The sequence below is a fragment of the Mesorhizobium sp. M0018 genome (genome assembly GCF_040323955.1).
Taxonomy (GTDB): Bacteria; Pseudomonadota; Alphaproteobacteria; order Rhizobiales; family Rhizobiaceae; genus Mesorhizobium.
The window spans coordinates 105703-123639 of the sequence record NZ_JAMYVL010000006.1; the positions used below are offsets into that span (position 1 = coordinate 105703).

General features: G+C 64.4%; 13 protein-coding genes. All 13 read left to right on the plus strand.

Annotated features, from left to right (window positions below; genetic code table 11):
- Positions 1–106 precede the first annotated feature (106 nt).
- The 13 genes from NKJ81_RS10545 (at position 107) to NKJ81_RS10605 (ending at position 17927) form a co-directional block, all read left to right on the plus strand.
- Positions 107–1213, plus strand: coding sequence for an efflux RND transporter periplasmic adaptor subunit (locus NKJ81_RS10545; RefSeq protein WP_352470181.1), 1107 nt, complete (start codon positions 107–109; stop codon positions 1211–1213).
- The gene (locus tag NKJ81_RS10550; protein ID WP_352540391.1) at positions 1210–4413 is read left to right on the plus strand and encodes an efflux RND transporter permease subunit; all 3204 of its coding nucleotides are present in this window, start codon (positions 1210–1212) and stop codon (positions 4411–4413) included. The genes NKJ81_RS10545 and NKJ81_RS10550 overlap by 4 nt, the downstream gene beginning before the upstream one ends.
- A gap of 244 nt (positions 4414–4657) precedes the next feature.
- A complete protein-coding gene (locus tag NKJ81_RS10555) occupies positions 4658–4861 on the plus strand; it encodes a hypothetical protein (RefSeq protein WP_352540392.1) in 204 nt (67 codons plus the stop codon).
- The gene (locus NKJ81_RS10560) at positions 4858–5457 is read left to right on the plus strand and encodes an ANTAR domain-containing response regulator (RefSeq protein WP_023676288.1); all 600 of its coding nucleotides are present in this window, start codon (positions 4858–4860) and stop codon (positions 5455–5457) included. Before NKJ81_RS10555 ends, NKJ81_RS10560 begins: the two co-directional genes overlap by 4 nt.
- Before the next feature lie 2 nt (positions 5458–5459).
- On the plus strand, positions 5460–6698 hold the full coding sequence (locus tag NKJ81_RS10565) for a CmpA/NrtA family ABC transporter substrate-binding protein (protein WP_352540393.1): 1239 nt from the start codon (positions 5460–5462) through the stop codon (positions 6696–6698).
- Positions 6699–7057: 359 nt separating this feature from the next.
- Positions 7058–8374, plus strand: a complete 1317-nt coding sequence (locus NKJ81_RS10570) for a CmpA/NrtA family ABC transporter substrate-binding protein (protein ID WP_352540394.1) — start codon at positions 7058–7060, stop codon at positions 8372–8374.
- A gap of 74 nt (positions 8375–8448) precedes the next feature.
- Positions 8449–9345 carry a nitrate ABC transporter permease gene (gene ntrB / locus NKJ81_RS10575; protein WP_352469907.1) on the plus strand — a complete coding sequence of 299 codons (897 nt, stop codon included), beginning with the start codon at positions 8449–8451 and terminating at the stop codon, positions 9343–9345.
- 11 nt (positions 9346–9356) lie between these two features.
- Positions 9357–10154 carry an ABC transporter ATP-binding protein gene (locus tag NKJ81_RS10580; RefSeq protein ID WP_352540395.1) on the plus strand — a complete coding sequence of 266 codons (798 nt, stop codon included), beginning with the start codon at positions 9357–9359 and terminating at the stop codon, positions 10152–10154.
- A gap of 391 nt (positions 10155–10545) precedes the next feature.
- Entirely contained in the window at positions 10546–10743 is a 198-nt protein-coding gene (locus tag NKJ81_RS10585; RefSeq protein ID WP_352469909.1) for a twin-arginine translocation signal domain-containing protein, read from the plus strand.
- A gap of 58 nt (positions 10744–10801) precedes the next feature.
- Positions 10802–12103: an MFS transporter gene (locus NKJ81_RS10590; RefSeq protein WP_352540396.1), complete on the plus strand. Its 1302-nt coding sequence runs from the start codon at positions 10802–10804 to the stop codon at positions 12101–12103.
- A 19-nt stretch (positions 12104–12122) separates the two neighbouring features.
- Positions 12123–14573, plus strand: coding sequence for a nitrite reductase large subunit NirB (gene nirB, locus NKJ81_RS10595; protein WP_352540397.1), 2451 nt, complete (start codon positions 12123–12125; stop codon positions 14571–14573).
- A 66-nt stretch (positions 14574–14639) separates the two neighbouring features.
- Entirely contained in the window at positions 14640–14969 is a 330-nt protein-coding gene (nirD, locus tag NKJ81_RS10600) for a nitrite reductase small subunit NirD (RefSeq protein ID WP_023676297.1), read from the plus strand.
- A gap of 3 nt (positions 14970–14972) precedes the next feature.
- The gene (locus NKJ81_RS10605; RefSeq protein WP_352540398.1) at positions 14973–17927 is read left to right on the plus strand and encodes a nitrate reductase; all 2955 of its coding nucleotides are present in this window, start codon (positions 14973–14975) and stop codon (positions 17925–17927) included.
- Positions 17928–17937 lie beyond the last annotated feature (10 nt).

The following is a 17937-nucleotide window of genomic DNA, read 5'->3' on the forward strand; positions in this document are numbered from 1 at the left end:
GGACACCCAAGAGAATGGGCAATTGCATCGCGACGCGGGCGGGCGACCCTGTCGATCGGCCGGCTGGCTTACCCGCGCCGCCGTGTTGGCGGCATTCGTGCTCGGCATGGCTTTCAGCAGCACTGCGTTTGCGCAGGACCAGCAGTTACCCGTGGTGACGGCGGCCAAGCCGGTGGTCCGTGAAATCGTCGAAGACGACGAGTTCGTCGGGCGCTTCGAAGCCCTCGACCAGGTCGCCATCCGTTCGCGCGTCAGCGGCTATCTGGACAAGGTCAGCTTCCAGGACGGCGCACTGGTCAACAAGGGCGACCTGCTCTTCACCATCGATCAGCGTCCGTACCAGGCGGCTTATGATGCCGCCAAGTCGCAAGTGGACGTCGCCAAGAGTCTGCTCGAATTCTCCAAGATGCAGCTGGATCGCGCCGACGAACTCGCCAAGACCGGCAATATCTCAACCGCGACGGTCGACGACCGCCGGCGGGAATACCTTTCGGCGCAGGCGCAGATGCAGGGCGCGACGGCTGCGCTGACGACGGCCAGACTGAACATGGAATTCACCGAGATCAAGGCGCCCTTGTCCGGCCGCATCGACCGCCGGCTGGTGTCGGTCGGCAACCTCGTGCAGCCGGATTCCACCTTGCTGACGACCATCGTTACGCGCGATCCGATCGACTTCTATTTCGACGTCGATGAGCGCCTGTATTTCAGCTACGCCCGCGACGCGAAGGAGCGCGGCGGCAGCATGCAGGAAGGCGCCGGCGGGCTTGAGGTGGTGGTTCGCGTCGCCGACCGCGCGGAGGCGGTATTCAAAGGCAAGCTCGATTTTGCCGAGAACCGGATCGACAACGCGACCGGCACCATGCGGGTGCGTGCAAGGTTTCCCAACGCCGACGGCATTCTCCAGCCAGGCATGTTCGGGCGCATCAACGTGCCGGGGTCGCTGCCGCATAGCGGCGTGCTGGTGCCCGACGAGGCGATCGGCGCCGATCAGGATCGCCGCATCGTGTTCCTGGTGGATGAGGCCGGGATGGTGTCGGCGAAGCCCGTGCGCACCGGCCCGCTTCTCGACGGCTACCGGGTGATCCGCCAGGGCCTGACCGGCGATGAGACGATCATCGTCAACGGGCTGATGCACGCCAGGCCCGGCACCAAGGTCAAGGTCGAGATGGTGACGTTGCCGCCCAGGGCCGAGACCGCCGAGTTGCAGCAATGAGGTTCGCACATTTCTTCGTCGACCGTCCGATCTTCGCATCGGTCGTTTCGATCGTCCTGCTGATCCTCGGCGGGATTGCTTATACCCAGCTGCCGGTCGCGCAATATCCCGAGATCGCGCCGCCGACCATCGTCGTTCGCGCCCAGTATCCGGGCGCCGACGCCGAGACGGTCGCAGCGACGGTGGCAACGCCGATCGAGCAGGAGATCAACGGCGTCGAGGGCATGCTCTACATGTCGTCCTATTCGTCGGGCGACGGGGCGATGGCGCTGACCATCACCTTCAAGCTGGGCACCGATCTCGACCAGGCGCAGGTGCTGGTGCAGAACCGCGTGTCGGTCGCCGAGCCGCGCCTGCCCGAAGAAGTCCGCCGCCTCGGCATCACCACCACCAAGACCTCGCCCGACCTGATGATGGTCGTGCACATGCTGTCGCCCGACAATACCTACGACCAACTCTACGTCTCGAACTACGCCCGCTCGCGGGTGCGCGACATACTGCTCAGACTAGACGGCGTCGGCGACCTCATCATCTTCGGCGAACGCGAATATTCGCTGCGCATCTGGCTCGATCCGGAAAAACTGTCCGCCCTGGGGATGACCTCGGGCGATGTGGTGCAGGCGCTGCGCGACCAGAATGTCCAGGTGTCGGGCGGCTCGATCGGCGCGCCGCCGACCAGCACCGGCACGGCGTTCCAGTACACGGTCACAACGCAAGGCCGCTTCAACGACGCACGCGACTTCCGATACGTGATCGTCAAATCGACCGACGACGGCCGCCTGATCTCGCTCCAGGACGTGGCGCGCATCGAGCTCGGCGCCAAGGATTACGTCACCAACTCCTATCTCAACGGCAAACCGGCGGTGGCGCTCGCCATCTTCCAGCGGCCGGGCACCAATGCGCTCGCCGCAGCCGCGGAGATCCAGGACAAGATGAAGGAGCTTTCCCGCGACTTCCCGAAGGGGTTGAGCTACGACATCGTCTACAATCCGACCGAGTTCGTCGCCGAGTCGATCCAGGAGGTCTACAAGACGATCCTCGAGGCGATGCTGCTGGTCATCATCGTCATCATCGTCTTCCTGCAATCGTGGCGCATGGCGATCGTGCCGATCGTGGCGATTCCCGTGTCGCTGATCGGCACGCTGGCGGTACTTTACGCCGCCGGCTTCTCGCTCAACATGCTGACGCTGTTCGGCCTCGTTCTGGCGATCGGCATCGTCGTCGACGATGCGATCGTCGTGGTCGAAAACGTCGAGCGCAATATCGCCAGAGGGCTGGCGCCCAGTCCGGCGTCGCACCTGACCATGGACGAAGTCGGAACGGCCGTCATCGCGATCTCGCTGGTGCTGATAGCCGTGTTCGTGCCGACAGCCTTCATCCCCGGCATTTCTGGGCAGTTCTATCTGCAGTTTGCTATCACCATCGCGGTGTCGACGGCGATCTCGGCATTCAATTCGCTGACGCTTTCGCCGGCGCTGGCCGCACTGCTGTTCAAGCCGCATCACGCCGCGGCGGCGCCGCCGCGCTTTTTCCTGGCGCGGTTCGGACGGGCGCTCGCCGACGGCTTCAATCGCGGCTTCGACAGGGTCGCCCATTGGTATTCGAGCATTATCCGTGTGCTGGTCGGCTCGTGGATAACGATGGCCGCCATGCTGGCCGTTTTCGCGGCCCTCATCTACGCCACGGTCTACATGGTGCAGGCGGTGCCGCGCGGTTTCATTCCGTCGCTTGACCAGGGCTATGCGATCGTCGTCGTCCAGTTGCCGGACGGCGCTTCGCTGTCGAGGACCGATTCGGTCATCCAGCAGGCGTCGCAGATCATCCAGAAAACGCCAGGCGTCGATTACGCTGTCGCCTTCGCCGGCTTCTCCGGCGCGACCTTCACCAACGCCAGCAACGCGGGCGTGATCTTCGCCAGGTTCAAGCCGTTTGACGAGCGACTGAAAGCCGGCCAGTCGGCGACCCAGGTCATCGGCAATCTGTTCGGCAGCCTGCAAAGCATCAAGGAAGCCTTCATTATCGCACTGCCACCGCCGCCGATCCGCGGCGTCGGCAATGCCGGCGGCTTCAAGCTGCAGATCCAGGAGCGCAACAGCGCCGACATGCGGCAGATCCTGGCGCTTGCCTACGAAATCGCCGGCAAGGCCAACAAGACGCCGGGGCTGACGGGCGTGTTCACCACCTTCTCCGCGTCGAGCCCGCAATTCTTCCTGGCGATCGATCGCGACAAGGCGCGCATCCTGAACGTGCCGATCCCCAACATCTTCGAGACGCTGTCGATCAATTTGGGCACCGCCTACGTCAACGACTTCAACGCGTTCGGGCGCGTCTACCAGGTGCGGGCGCAGGCCGACCAGGCGTTCCGCCTCGATCGCGCCGACATCTTGAAACTGAAGGTGCGCTCGGCGACCGGCGCGCTGGTTCCGCTCGGCACGTTGATCGAGATCCGCGACGTCACCGGCCCGGCGCTGGTCCAGCGCTACAACATGTACGTCTCAGTGCCGCTGCAGGGCAACGCCGCGCCCGGCGTTTCCACGGGCGACGCGCTGGCATTGATGGAAGGGATCACGGCAAAGACGCTGCCGGCCGGTACCTCCTATGAATGGACCGAGCTCGCCTATCAGGAGCGCAACACCGGCAATGCCGCTGTCTATATCTTCGGACTGTCGGTGCTGTTCGTGTTCCTGGCGCTGGCGGCGCAATATGAAAGCTGGGTGCTGCCGTTCGCCATTGTGCTGGTGGTGCCGCTCGGCGTGCTCGCGGCGTTGCTCGGCGTGTCTTTCCGAGGGCTGGACAACAACATCCTCGTGCAGATCGGCCTCATCGTGCTGATCGGGCTTGCCGCGAAGAACGCGATCCTGATCGTCGAATTCGCGCGGCAGGCGCAGGAACGCGGGCTGTCGGCCGCCGAGGCTGCCGTCGAAGCCTGCCGGCTCAGGCTGCGGCCGATCCTGATGACCGCCTTCTCGTTCATCCTCGGCGTCGTGCCGCTGATGATCGCAACGGGACCGGGCGCAGAAATGCGCCAGTCGCTCGGCACCGCGGTATTCTCCGGCATGCTCGGCGTCACCTTCGTCGGCCTGTTCCTGACGCCGGTGTTCTACGTCACGCTCAGGTCGCTGTTTTCACGGCGCAAGCCCCGTGCCGAGGCCGAACCTTCGGGGCCGGCAGAGGCGCCATCGGAGACGGCCGCCGAGTAGGGTTACGAATTCGCCGCGCGAGCGCGGTTATCACTCCAGAAAATCGGCGCGGCGCGGCAACGGCTACGATCTGCGCAACCTCGGCGTCGAGGTGCCGCGGAGACCCTGCTCGGTCTGATCCAGCCTGACAGCCGCATCCAGTTCAGCGAGACGATGCCGGGCGGAGAGGCCAATGCGATCTTCTATCTGGTCGACCAGGCGGGGCTTGAGGGCGCAACCGCGACCTCCGGAGTCCTCGCTTGCGATGTCCGCTTCCGCCCGACGCGATCACCGTGCGCCGACAGACCTGCAGGCAACTGATCAGGCGGGTGCCGGCGCCCGCGGCGTCAAGTTCGTCGCGCCGGCCGTCGTCCAATTCCTCAGGCGGCGCCTGGACGCCGGCTTTGTTTCCGTGAATCTCGCCATGCCGCATTGCACAATCGTCTCGCCTGCGCAAAATGCGGCATGATCCGCAAATCCCTCACTGTTCTGGTGATCGATGAAAACCACATCCGCGCTTCGATAATCGAAGCGGGATTGCGGGAGGCCGGGCATCAGCAGGTCACGGTCATCCACGACGTCGCCGGCATCGCGCGGCGGATCGCCGAGATCGAACCCGACGTGATCGTCATCGATCTCGAAAATCCCAACCGCGACATGCTCGAAAACATGTTCCAGCTTTCGCGCGTGGTGAAGCGGCCGATCGCCATGTTCGTCGACCGCTCGGATCAGGCTTCGATCGAAGCTGCGGTGGAAGCGGGGGTATCGGCCTATGTCGTCGACGGCCTGCGCCAGGAGCGGGTCAAGCCGATCCTCGACATGGCGATCAGCCGCTTCAACGCCTTCTCGCGCATGGCGCGCGAACTGGAAGAAGCCCGCAGCGAGTTGGAGAGCCGCAAGGTGATCGATCGCGCCAAGGGCATCCTGATGAAATCGCGCGGCCTGTCGGAGGACGCGGCCTACACGCTGCTGCGCAAGACAGCCATGAACCAGAACCGCAAGATCGCCGAAATCGCGCAGAGCCTGGTGACGGCGGCAGGGCTTCTGGATCCCGAGGAGAGTTGAGAATGGCGGCCGAGCACCGGATCAATGCTGGCTTCATGCCGCTCTTCGACAGCGCCATCCTTGTCGCGGCGAAGGAAATCGGCTTTGCTTTGCGCGAAGGCATCGACCTCACCCTCAACCGGGAAACGTCCTGGGCCAACATCCGCGACCGCATCGCCATCGGCCACTTCGATCTGGCGCACATGCTGGGGCCGATGCCGATCGCCTGCAATCTGGGGCTGACGCCGCTCGCCTCCGATACCGTCGTGCCGTTCTCGCTCGGCCTCGGCGGCAATTGCGTGACGGTTTCGAACGCGGTCTGGGCCGGCATGGCCGCGCACGGCGCCCAACCCGATCTCGATCCGGCGCGGGCCGGCAAGGTATTGCGAGCGCTGATTCGCGAACGGGCGAATGGCGGCGGCGATCCGCTGCGCTTCGCCGTCGTCCATCCGCATTCCGGGCACAATTACGAATTGCGCTACTGGCTCGCCGCCTGTGGCATCGACCCGTCGCGTGAAATCGAGATCGTCATCGTGCCGCCCCCCTTCATGGCCGACGCGCTCGCCGCCGGCAGGATCGACGGCTACTGCGTCGGCGAACCCTGGAACAGTGCCGCGGTCGTCGCCGGCACCGGCCGCATCGCCACGGTCAAGGCGGCCATCTGGAAGACCAGCCCGGAGAAAGTCGTTGGCGTGCGCAAGGCATGGGCGGAAAGAGAGCCGGACGCGCTTTCAGCCCTGCTGCGTGCGCTTCATCACGCGGCGCGCTGGTGCCAGGATCCGGCAAACCGTGACGAACTCGCGGCCCTGATGGCGCAGCCGGCCTTCCTCGGGCTTGCGCCGGCGCTGCAGATGCCGATTCTCAGCGGGCATCTGGCGCTCGGCGGCGGCGCCGAACTCACCGTCGGCGACTTCTTTCTGCCCTTCAACAAGGCGGCGAACTTCCCGTGGAAGAGCCATGCGCTGTGGTTCTACACGCAGATGGTGCGCTGGGGGCATGTCGCGCACACGCCGGAAAACCTCGCTATTGCCCGCGACTGCTACCGCCCCGATCTCTACCGCTCGGCGTTGAAGCCGCTTGGCGTGGCGCTTCCCGGTGCCAATGCCAAGGTCGAGGGCGCGCTGAAGGCCGCGACTCCGGTCGGTTCGGCGGGGGCAAGCCTGGTGCTCGGTCCCGATGGCTTCTTCGATGGCCAGATATTCGATCCCGACGAGATCGACGCCTACATTGCCGGCCAGAAATTGGCGCGCGCTGAGGCCTGATCATTTCTCCGGCATTCTTGTGCGCTGCACAAAAAATGTGCGTGCAACTGCGCTAATGAACAATCCTTGGCTTGCTCGCCCAGCGGGCCGGCGCGCCGAAGATTGTGGCATGCCGTTGATCTCATTGATGTTTGTCACCCATTCCGAAACTGGCACGGTTCCTGCTTTGTAATAGGCAGACTCTTCTCGGGTCACGGAATAGGCGTCCAATGGCGGGCGCTACAGGCAAAGCTGCCGCTCAGGTCAACACGCGATCCCGGATGGACGGACGCGCGCGGCCTGGCCGGCGGCTTTTTTTGTTTTGGTCGAACACGCAATCGACGGCGCCGATCCCAAGCCGCGCCCAACCGGAGATGACGATGACGAAAAGCACCAATAGCCATTCCGCCCAAACGGCGATCAGCCGCCGGGATTTCCTGAGGATCAGCGCGGCCACCGCGGCAACGCTGGCCGCGGCGCGTGCGCTGCTGCCCTCCGGCGCCTATGCGGCGCCCGCCGCGCCGGAAGTCACCGGCGCCAAGCTCGGCTTCATCGCATTGACTGATGCAGCACCGTTGATGATCGCCAAGGAGAAAGGCCTGTTCGAGAAATTCGGCATGCCCGATGTCGAGGTGCTCAAGCAGGCCTCCTGGGGGGCGACGCGCGATAATCTGGTGCTCGGCGGCGAAGCCAACGGCATTGACGGCGCCCATATCCTGACGCCGATGCCTTATCTGATGCACACCGGCAAGGTGACGCAAAACAAGCAGCCACTGCCGATGGCGATCGTGGCGCGGCTCAACTACGACTGCCAGGGCATTTCCGTCGCCCAGGAATATGCCAGCACCGGCGTCGGCCTCGACGCCTCCAAGCTGAAGGACGCCTTCGCTGCGAAAAAAGCCGCAGGCAAGGAGGTGAAGGCCGCCATGACCTTCCCGGGCGGCACGCACGATCTTTGGCTGCGCTACTGGCTGGCTGCCGGCGGCATCGATCCCGACAAGGACGTCTCGACCATCGTCGTGCCGCCGCCGCAGATGGTCGCCAACATGAAGGTCGGCAACATGGACGTGTTCTGTGTCGGCGAGCCGTGGAACGAGCAACTCGTCCACCAGGGCGTCGGCTTCACCGCCGCCACCACCGGCGAACTGTGGAAGGGCCATCCGGAAAAGGCGCTCGGCCTGCGCGCCGCCTTTATCGACAAGTACCCGAACGCCACCAAGGCGATCCTGATGGCCGTCATGGAAGCCCAGCAATGGTGCGAGGCAAAAGAAAACAAGGACGAGATGGCCGCCATCATCGGCAAGCGGCAGTGGATGAACGTGCCGACTGCCGACATCATCGGCCGCCTCAAGGGCGACATCAACTACGGCAATGGCCGCGTCGCCAACGGCACCGACCTCTATATGAAGTTCTGGAAGGGCGGCGTGTCCTATCCCTTCAAGAGCCACGACAGCTGGTTCCTCGCCGAAAATATCCGCTGGGGCAAGTTCGCGCCGACCACCGACATCAAAGCACTGGTCGGCCAAGTAAACCGTGAGGATCTGTGGCGCGAGGCGGCCAAGGATCTTGGTGTCGCCGCGGCCGATATTCCGGCGTCTACGTCGCGCGGCACTGAAACCTTCTTCGACGGCAAGATATTCGATCCGGAGAACCCGTCGGCCTATCTCGACAGCCTGAAAATCAAGGTGTCGGCCTGAGCCTGACAGGGATGCGCGGCAGGCGGTGGCAGCGCCGCCTGCCTTGCACCTGCCGCCAAGGAGTTTTTCGAGAAATGTCTATCCAAGCCATCGAGGACCGCAAGGTGAAGCCGTTCCCCGCACCGGCCAAGCCCGCCGAGGTCATCGCCTTGACCGCCAGGGCGCGGCGCCGCTTCGACCCGGCCGCGGTCGCCGCCAAGCTGGCCAGCACGCTGGTGCCGCCGGTCATCGTCATCACCATTATGCTCGTCGTCTGGCAGGTCGCCTGTTCGTCGCCCACAGCCAGCCTGCCACCGCCGAGCCAGGTGTGGAACGAGGCCTATGACCTGATCGCCCACCCGTTCTTCGACAATGGCCCGCAGGACATCGGACTCGCCTGGCGGGTGCTGATGTCGCTGCAGCGCGTCGCCATGGGCTTCGGCCTGGCAGCAATCGTCGGCGTCGCGCTCGGCGCGCTCGTCGGCCAGTCGATCTGGGCGATGCGCGGTCTCGATCCGGTCTTCCAGATCCTGCGCACGGTGCCGCCGCTCGCGTGGCTGCCGCTGTCGCTGGCGGCGTTCCGCGATTCCAGCCCGTCGGCGATCTTCGTCATCTTCATCACCTCGATCTGGCCCATCATCATCAACACCGCGGTCGGTGTCCGCAACATCCCCGAGGACTACCGCAACGTCGCCCGTATCCTCCGGCTCAACCAGTTCGAGTTCTTTGTGAAGATCATGGTGCCGGCGGCCGCGCCCTACATCTTCACCGGCTTGCGGATCGGCATCGGCCTGTCCTGGCTCGCCATCGTCGCCGCCGAAATGCTGACCGGCGGCGTCGGCATCGGCTTCTTCATCTGGGACGCGTGGAACTCGTCGCGCCTGCCCGACATCATTGTCGCGCTCGCCTATATCGGCGTCACCGGCTTTTGCCTCGACCGCCTGGTCGCGGCGGTCGGCGTCTTCGTCACCCGCGGCACAACGGCAAAGTGAGGAGAGGGACGATGACGGCCTATCTGAAACTCGACCACATCGACAAATCCTTCGCCCGCGGCAGTCAGGTCAGCGACGTGCTGAAGGACATCCGGCTGACCATCGACAAGGGCGAATTCGTCTCGATCATCGGCCATTCCGGCTGCGGCAAGTCGACCTTGCTCAACCTGATTGCCGGCCTGACCAAGGTCTCGGCCGGCGCCGTCCTGCTCGAAGACAAGGAGGTCGACAGCCCCGGCCCGGAACGCGCCGTGGTGTTCCAGAACCACAGCCTGCTGCCATGGCTCACCGTCTACGAAAACATCAGCCTCGCTGTATCCAAGGTCTTCGGCGGCAAAAAGAGCCGGGCCGAGCGGCATGAATGGATCATGCGCAATCTCGATCTCGTGCGGATGGCGCATGCCAAGGACAAACGTCCGGCCGAGATTTCGGGCGGCATGAAGCAGCGCGTCGGCATCGCCCGGGCGCTGGCCATGGAGCCGAAGATCCTGCTGCTCGACGAGCCCTTCGGCGCGCTCGACGCGCTGACCCGCGCGCATCTTCAGGACGCGGTGATGGATATCCATTCGAGGCTCGGCTCGACGACGATCATGATAACTCACGATGTCGACGAGGCGGTGCTGCTGTCCGACCGCATCGTCATGATGACCAACGGGCCGGCGGCCACCATCGGCGAGGTTCTTCCCGTGCCGCTGGCCCGGCCGCGTCGGCGCATTGAGCTTTCCTCCGACCGCACCTTCCTGCGCTGCCGCGAGGCGGTGCTGAAATTCCTCTACGAACGCCACCGCTTCGTCGAAGCGGCGGAGTAAGGCCATAATTGGAAACTCGTCATCATCATTGGCAAATCTGCATCGGCAATGGGCAATCTACCGCATTGCACAAATATTATGCTGCTGTGCAAGGCATTTTGACTAATCTTTGATCCGCTGCCGAGCTTGGTCAAAAGTCGCGCGGCTGCGGTTCATATTGATTTCATTCTATAATTAAGAGCGCTGTCGAATTGGCACGCTTCCTGCTTTCCAAAATGTACGGTCCGCAAGGGCCAAGTGACACGGCGTCCAATGGCGGGCGCCACAGGCAAAGCTGCCGCTCAGGTCCACACGCGCTCCCGAAATCCCGGACGCGAAGACCTGGCCGGCGGCTTTTTTGTTTTGACGCAATCGACACGCTGGTCCCAAGCGGCGCCAACCGGAGACGACGATGACGAAACGGATCGGAACTGGCGCGTCCCTCGCGGACTTCACGCGCCGCGATTTTCTGGCCGCCAGCGCGCTGACGGCGGCGCTGTTCACCGCCGCGCTCCTCCTCTTTCCCGCCGGCGCCAAGACTGACGGCAAGGGTCTCGAAGTGACCGCGCAAAGGTCGGTTTCAACCAGTTCGCCGATGCTGCGCCGCTGACAGTCGCGAACGAACAGACAAGGGCGGTGCCTCCCACGCCGCAAACCGGAGCCAGAAAATGACCGCAAATCTCCCAGCCGCGCCCAGCCAGGACAGCGCTCCCCGGCAGGCGCTTGCCATGTCCACCATCGCCTTCACCGTCTGCTTCGCGGTGTGGACGATCTTTTCAATCATCGGCGTGCGCATAAAGCAGGAGTTGGGGCTGAACGAGACGGAGTTCGGCCTGCTCGTCGGCACGCCGATCCTCACCGGCTCGCTCGTGCGTATGGTGCTCGGTGTCTGGACCGACCGTTTTGGCGGACGGCTGGTATACACCGCGACCATGCTTGCGGCGGCGGTCGCGACCTTTCTGCTCGCTTTTGCGCACACCTACGGGCAGATGCTGGTCGCCGCATTAGGCGTTGGGCTCGCCGGCGGTTCCTTCGCCGTCGGTGTCGCCTATGTCTCGCGCTTCTTCCCGGCCGGCAAGCAGGGTACGGCGCTTGGCATTTTCGGTGTCGGCAATGTCGGCGCCGCCGTCACCAAGTTCCTGGCACCGTTCGTGCTTCTCTCCTGGGGCTGGCAGTCGGTCGCGCTGATCTGGGCGGCAGCACTCGTCGTCATGGCCGCCGTCTTCTGGTTCACGACTGGCGACGATCCGGTCATCCGCGAGCGCCGCGCCGGCAAGGCAGCGCCCAAGAGAAGCTTCTTGCAGGAATTCGCGCCGCTCAAGAACCTGCAGGTCTGGCGCTTCGCCTTCTATTATTTCTTCGCCTTCGGTGCATTCGTGGCGCTCTCGCTGTGGCTGCCCCGCTACCTGATCGGCGTCTACGGCTTCGGGCTTGCGACCGCCGGCATGATCGGCGCGGCCTATTCAATACCGGCAAGTATTTTCCGCGCCTATGGCGGCGTGCTTTCCGACCGGATCGGCGCCCGCACCGTGCTCTACTGCACCTTCGCTGTCAGTGCCGTCGCGACTCTCGTTCTGTCTCTCCCCTCGGCAGACTACGTCGTGCGCGGTATCAGCGGGCCGATCGCCTTCCATTTCGAGATCGGCCCGCTCGCCTTCATAGCCGTTGCCTGTGTGCTCGGCTTCTTCATGAGCCTTGGCAAGGCCGCCGTCTACAAGCACATCCCGGCCTACTATCCGCAGAGTGTCGGCGCGGTCGGCGGCGTTGTCGGCATGATTGGCGGGCTCGGCGGCTTTGTCCTGCCAATCGCCTTCGGCGTGCTCAACGACCTCACCGGCGTCTGGTCGAGCTGCTTCATGCTGCTCTTCGTCATCGTCGCCACCTGCTTTGCCTGGATGCATCTTTCCATCCGGCGGATGGAGCGCACGGCGCCTGCCGAAGCTTCAGGCCTTTCCTACGCGGCTGAGTGAGAGCGGAGTGGATCAGGACATGACCGAGAAACTCGTCATCATCGGCAACGGCATGGCCCCCGGGCGCATGCTGGAGCATCTCCTGGAAAAGGCGCCTGGGCGCTACCAGGTCACCATCTTCAACGCCGAGCCGCGCGTGAACTACGACCGCATCATGCTGTCGCCGGTTCTGTCGGGAGAAAAGGCCTATGAGGAGATCATCATCCATGGCGACGGTTGGTACATCAAGCACGGCATCACCCTCTACAAGGGCCACAAGATCGTCGCCATCGACCGGCAGGCAAAGACCGTCACCTCCGATCATGGCGTGACCGAGCCCTACGACAAGCTCGTCATCGCCACCGGCTCGGTGCCGTTTATCATTCCGGTGCCAGGCCATGACCTGCCGGGCGTGCTCACCTATCGCGATCTCGACGACGTCCGGGCGATGATGCTTGCCGCCCAGTCGCGGGCCAAGGCTGTCGTCATCGGCGGCGGCCTGCTCGGCCTGGAAGCGGCTGCGGGTCTGAACGCGCAGGGCATGGACGTCACCGTGCTGCACGTCATGCCGACGCTGATGGAGCGTCAGCTCGATCCGGCCGCCGGATATCTCCTGCAGCGCGCCGTCGAGCAGCGCGGCATCAAGGTCATCACCAAGGCCAACACCCAGGCGATCACCGGCAACGGCAAGGTCGAGCGGGTGGAGCTTGCCGACGGCACAGTCATTCCCGCAACGCTCGTCGTCATGGCGGTGGGCATCAGGCCGAATGCGGCGCTGGCGAAGGAAGCCGGCATTGCGGTCAATCGCGGCATCGTCGTCGACGCCGGCATGCGCAGCAACGATCCCGATATCTACGCAATCGGCGAATGCGCCGAGGTCAACGGCCAGGTCTACGGGCTGGTCGCGCCGCTCTACGAGATGGCGCGCGTCGCCGCCAGCCATCTGGCCGGCAATGAGGCGGCGGCTTTCGTCCACATGGACACGCCGACTAAGCTCAAGGTCACCGGCATCGAGCTGTTCTCTCTCGGCGACTTCGCCGAGGGCGATGACCGTCAGGAGATCGTGCTGCGCGATGCCGCGGCCGGCGTCTACAAGCGCCTCGTACTCAAGGACGACCGCATCATCGGCACTGTGCTCTATGGCGAGACGGCGGACGGCGCCTGGTTCAACGACCTCAAGAAGAAGCAGACCGACATATCCGAGATGCGCGATACGCTCATCTTCGGCCAGTCCTACCAGGGAGGCGCCCCCCTGGACCCTATGGCGGCCGTTGCAGCCTTGCCGGATGATGCGGAAATCTGCGGTTGCAACGGCGTATGCAAGGGAAAGATCACCGGCGCGATCACGGCCAAGGGCTTGACCTCGCTCGACGATGTGCGCGCCCACACCAAGGCGTCGGCCTCCTGCGGCTCCTGCACCGGGCTGGTCGAAAAGCTGATGGTGCTGACCATCGGCGACAAATACAACCCCGCGGCGGTCCAGCCGATGTGCAGCTGCACCGCGCTTGGCCATGACGAGGTCCGCCGGCTGATCAAGGCCAAGGGCCTGAAGACCATTCCCGCCGTCATGCAGGAACTGGAGTGGAAGACCTCCTGCGGCTGCGCCAAATGCCGGCCGGCGCTCAACTATTATCTCGTCTGCGACTGGCCCGACGAATACGCCGACGATTACCAGTCGCGCTTCATCAACGAGCGCGTCCACGCCAACATCCAAAAGGACGGCACCTATTCGGTAGTGCCGCGCATGTGGGGCGGCGTCACCAACGCGGCCGAATTGCGCGCCATCGCCGACGTCGTCGACAAGTTCGAGATCCCGATGGTCAAGGTCACCGGCGGCCAGCGCATTGACATGCTCGGCATCCGCAAGGAAGACCTGCCGGCGGTATGGGCCGATCTCGGCCAGGCCGGCTTCGTCTCCGGCCACGCCTATGCCAAAGGACTGCGCACGGTGAAGACCTGTGTCGGCTCGGACTGGTGCCGCTTCGGCACGCAGGATTCGACCGGCTTGGGCATCCGTATCGAAAAATTCATGTGGGGCTCGTGGACCCCGGCCAAGGTCAAGATGGCGGTGTCGGGCTGTCCGCGAAACTGTGCCGAGGCGACCTGCAAGGATGTCGGCGTGATCTGCGTCGATAGCGGCTACGAGATCCATTTCGCCGGCGCCGCCGGTCTCGACATCAAGGGCACCGAAGTGCTCGGCCTGGTCAAGACCGAGGACGAGGCGCTGGAGCATATCGTGGCGTTGACGCAGATGTATCGCGAGCAGGGTCGCTATCTTGAGCGTATCTACAAATGGGCCAAGCGCGTCGGCATAGCTGAGATCAAGCGTCAGATCATGGACGATGGCGAGAAGCGCAAAGCCTATTTCGACCGCTTCGTCTTTTCGCAGAAATTCGCCCAGGTCGACCCATGGTCGGAACGTGCTTCCGGCAAGGACAAGCATGAATTCCGGCCGATGGCTTCGGTCGGCTTTGCCCAGGCGGCGGAGTAGGCGCGTGTTGCCGAAAAGTGGAATGCGGTTTTCGGACAAGAACACGCGCAAAAGAGGAATGGCCACATGAATTGGGTATCGATCGGCACGCTCTCGGACATTCCGCGTCGCGGCGCGCGCTGCGTCGCCACGCCGGAAGGAAAGATCGCCGTCTTTCGCACGGCCGACGATCAGGTCTTTGCCATCGACGACCATTGCCCGCACAAAGGTGGGCCGCTCAGCCAGGGCATCGTCCATGGCACGGCGGTGACCTGTCCCTTGCACAATTGGGTGATCTCGCTGGAGACAGGCAAGGCGCTCGGCGCGGACGAGGGCGCGGTGCGCACCATTGCGGTGCGGATCGACGGCGAGCGGCTGTTCATTGCGCTGGAAGCGCTGGCCAGCCGCGCGGCGTGAACCATGCAGATTGATGAAGCGCGCGAGGTGAGGACCACCTGCCCCTATTGCGGGGTGGGTTGCGGCGTGCTGGCGAAGGTCGCCGCGGACGGTGAAATAACCGTTCGCGGCGACCCGGACCACCCGGCGAATTTCGGCCGGCTCTGCTCCAAAGGCTCGGCGCTGGCTGAGACCATCGATCTCGACGGCAGGTTGCTATACCCGGAGATCCACGGTCGCCGCACCGACTGGGACGAAGCGCTCGACCTTGTCGCTTCGACCTTCTCGCAAACCATTGCCGAACACGGCCCTGGTTCGGTCGCCTTTTATGTTTCCGGCCAGTTGCTGACCGAGGACTATTACGTCGCCAACAAGCTGATGAAAGGCTTTATCGGCTCGGCCAATATCGACACCAATTCGCGCCTGTGCATGGCCTCGTCGGTCGCCGGCCACCGCCGCGCCTTTGGCTCGGACACCGTTCCGGGAAATTACGAGGATCTGGAACTTGCCGACCTGATCGTGCTGGTCGGCTCCAATCTCGCCTGGTGCCATCCGGTACTCTACCAGCGCATAGCCGCCGCCCGGGAAAAGCGGCCCGAGATGAAGGTGGTGCTGATCGACCCTCGCCGCACCATGACCTCAGACATCGCCGACATGCATCTGGCGATCGCGCCTGATGGCGACGTCGCTTTGTTCACCGGCCTGCTCGCCTATCTCGGCCAGCACAATGCGCTGGACCGCACCTATATCACGGCGCACACGACCGGCTTCGGGCAAGCGCTTTTCGCCGCCTCGGCGCTCGATCTTGCCGGCATCGCGGCTGCCACGGGTCTCAGTGAGGACGAACTGGCCCGCTTCTACAGCCTGTTTGCCGCGACGGCGAAGACGGTGACCGTCTACAGCCAAGGCGTGAACCAGTCGTCTGCGGGCACCGACAAGGTCAACGCCATCATCAACTGCCATCTGGCCACCGGCCGCATAGGCAAGCCCGGCGCCGGGCCGTTCTCGGTGACCGGCCAGCCCAACGCCATGGGCGGCCGTGAGGTCGGCGGCATGGCCAACATGCTGGCCGCCCACATGGAGATCGAAAACCCCGAGCACCGCGAACGCGTGCAGCGCTTCTGGAATGCCCCAACCGCCGCCGAAAAACCCGGCCTGAAAGCGGTCGAGATGTTCCAAGCGGTGGCCGACGGACGCATCAAGGCGCTGTGGATCATGGCCACCAACCCCGTCGATTCGATGCCGGACGCCGATGCCGTCGAGGCGGCGATCAAGGCCTGCCCGTTTGTTGTGGTGTCGGACGTGCTGGCCAAGACCGACACGGTCCGCCACGCCCATGTCCGGCTGCCGGCCACCGCATGGGGCGAAAAGGATGGCACCGTCACCAATTCGGAGCGCCGCATCTCGCGCCAGCGAGCCTTTTTGGCCACGCCCGGTGAGGCAAGGCCAGATTGGTGGATCATCGCTGAAGTCGCCAAGCGGATGGGCTTCGGCGAGGCTTTTTCGCATGTGTCGCCGGCCGACATCTTCGCCGAGCATGCCGCGTTGTCGACATTCGAGAATGACGGGGCACGCGATTTTGATATAGGCGCGTATGGCGATATCGGTGCAGAGGCCTATGAGGATCTTCTGCCGTTCCAATGGCCAGCGCCGGCCTCACCCTCCCCCTTGAGGGGAGGGTCGGCACGCGCGTTGAGCAAAGCGAAACAAGCGGGACGGGGTGGGGTCGGTGGTGAAGTCTCGACCTCTCCGGGTCGCCCCACCGAGGTGGAGGCCGTCGCAGATGACCCCCTCTGGCCTGCCGGCCATCTCCCCCTCAAGGGGGGAGATCAGCCTGCTGCTCGGCTATCGCCAGTCTCCCAGGTTGATGAGTGGGCGCAGCCGGCAAAACTGTCAATCTCCCCCCTTGAGGGGGAGGTGGCCGGCAGGCCAGAGGGGCGCGCGCGGCGCCAGCCGGAGGACAAAAGCACCCGCTTCTTCGCCAACGGCAATTTCTACACACCCGACGGCAAGGCACGCTTCATTGCCATCCGCCCAGCCGCACAAACCCGCACCAGCCCGGACTTCCCGCTGGTGCTCAACACCGGGCGCGTGCGCGACCATTGGCACACCATGACGCGGACCGGCAAGAGCCCGCGCTTGTCGCAGCACATGGCCGAACCGTTCGTCGAAATCCACCCGTCGGATGCGCAGCACTTCGGCATCGGCGATGCCGAGATCGTCCGCGTCTCGACTGCCCATGGCGAGGTGCTGGTCCGCGCCCTGGTGACGGTGCGCCAACGCCAAGGCTCTGTATTCGTACCGATGCACTGGACCGATCAGTTCTCCGCCCGCGCGCGCGTCGATGCACTGGTCGCGCCGACGACCGATGCGATTTCAGGCCAACCGGCCTCGAAGAATGTTGCCGCACGCATCGAGCGGTTCGCCGCCACAGCCTTCGGCTTCGCCGTGCTTGCCGAACGGCCCGCATCGATCGACGCCGATTACTGGAGCCTCGCCCGCGGCCCCGCCGGCTGGCGGCTTGAAATTGCGCTGCAGGACAGCCGCGACTGGACCGGGTTTGCCGCCGCGCTATTAGGCATGGAAGGCGAGACGCTCGCCTATCACGACATCGCCGGCGGGCACCATCGCTTCGCCCGTTTCGCAGGCAATAGGCTGGTCGGCGCGCTCTATCTTGCGCCTACCCCGGTGGCGGTGTCGCGCGGCTGGGCGGTCGAACAACTTGGCGCTGACCATGCCAATCGGCAGGCGCGGCTGGCGATTGTCGCCGGGCGGCCGGGCGGCAACAGCGTCGACCGCGGTGCCATCGTCTGCGCCTGTTTCGGGGTTGGTGCCAACCAAATCGCGGAAGCGGTACGCGGCGGCTGTACCAGCGTCGCGGCAATCGGCGCCGCCCTTCACGCCGGCACCAATTGCGGCTCTTGCCGCGCCGAGATCAAGACCATTATCGACGGGCGGCGTCTGCAAGCTGCGGAGTGAATGCGCCGAG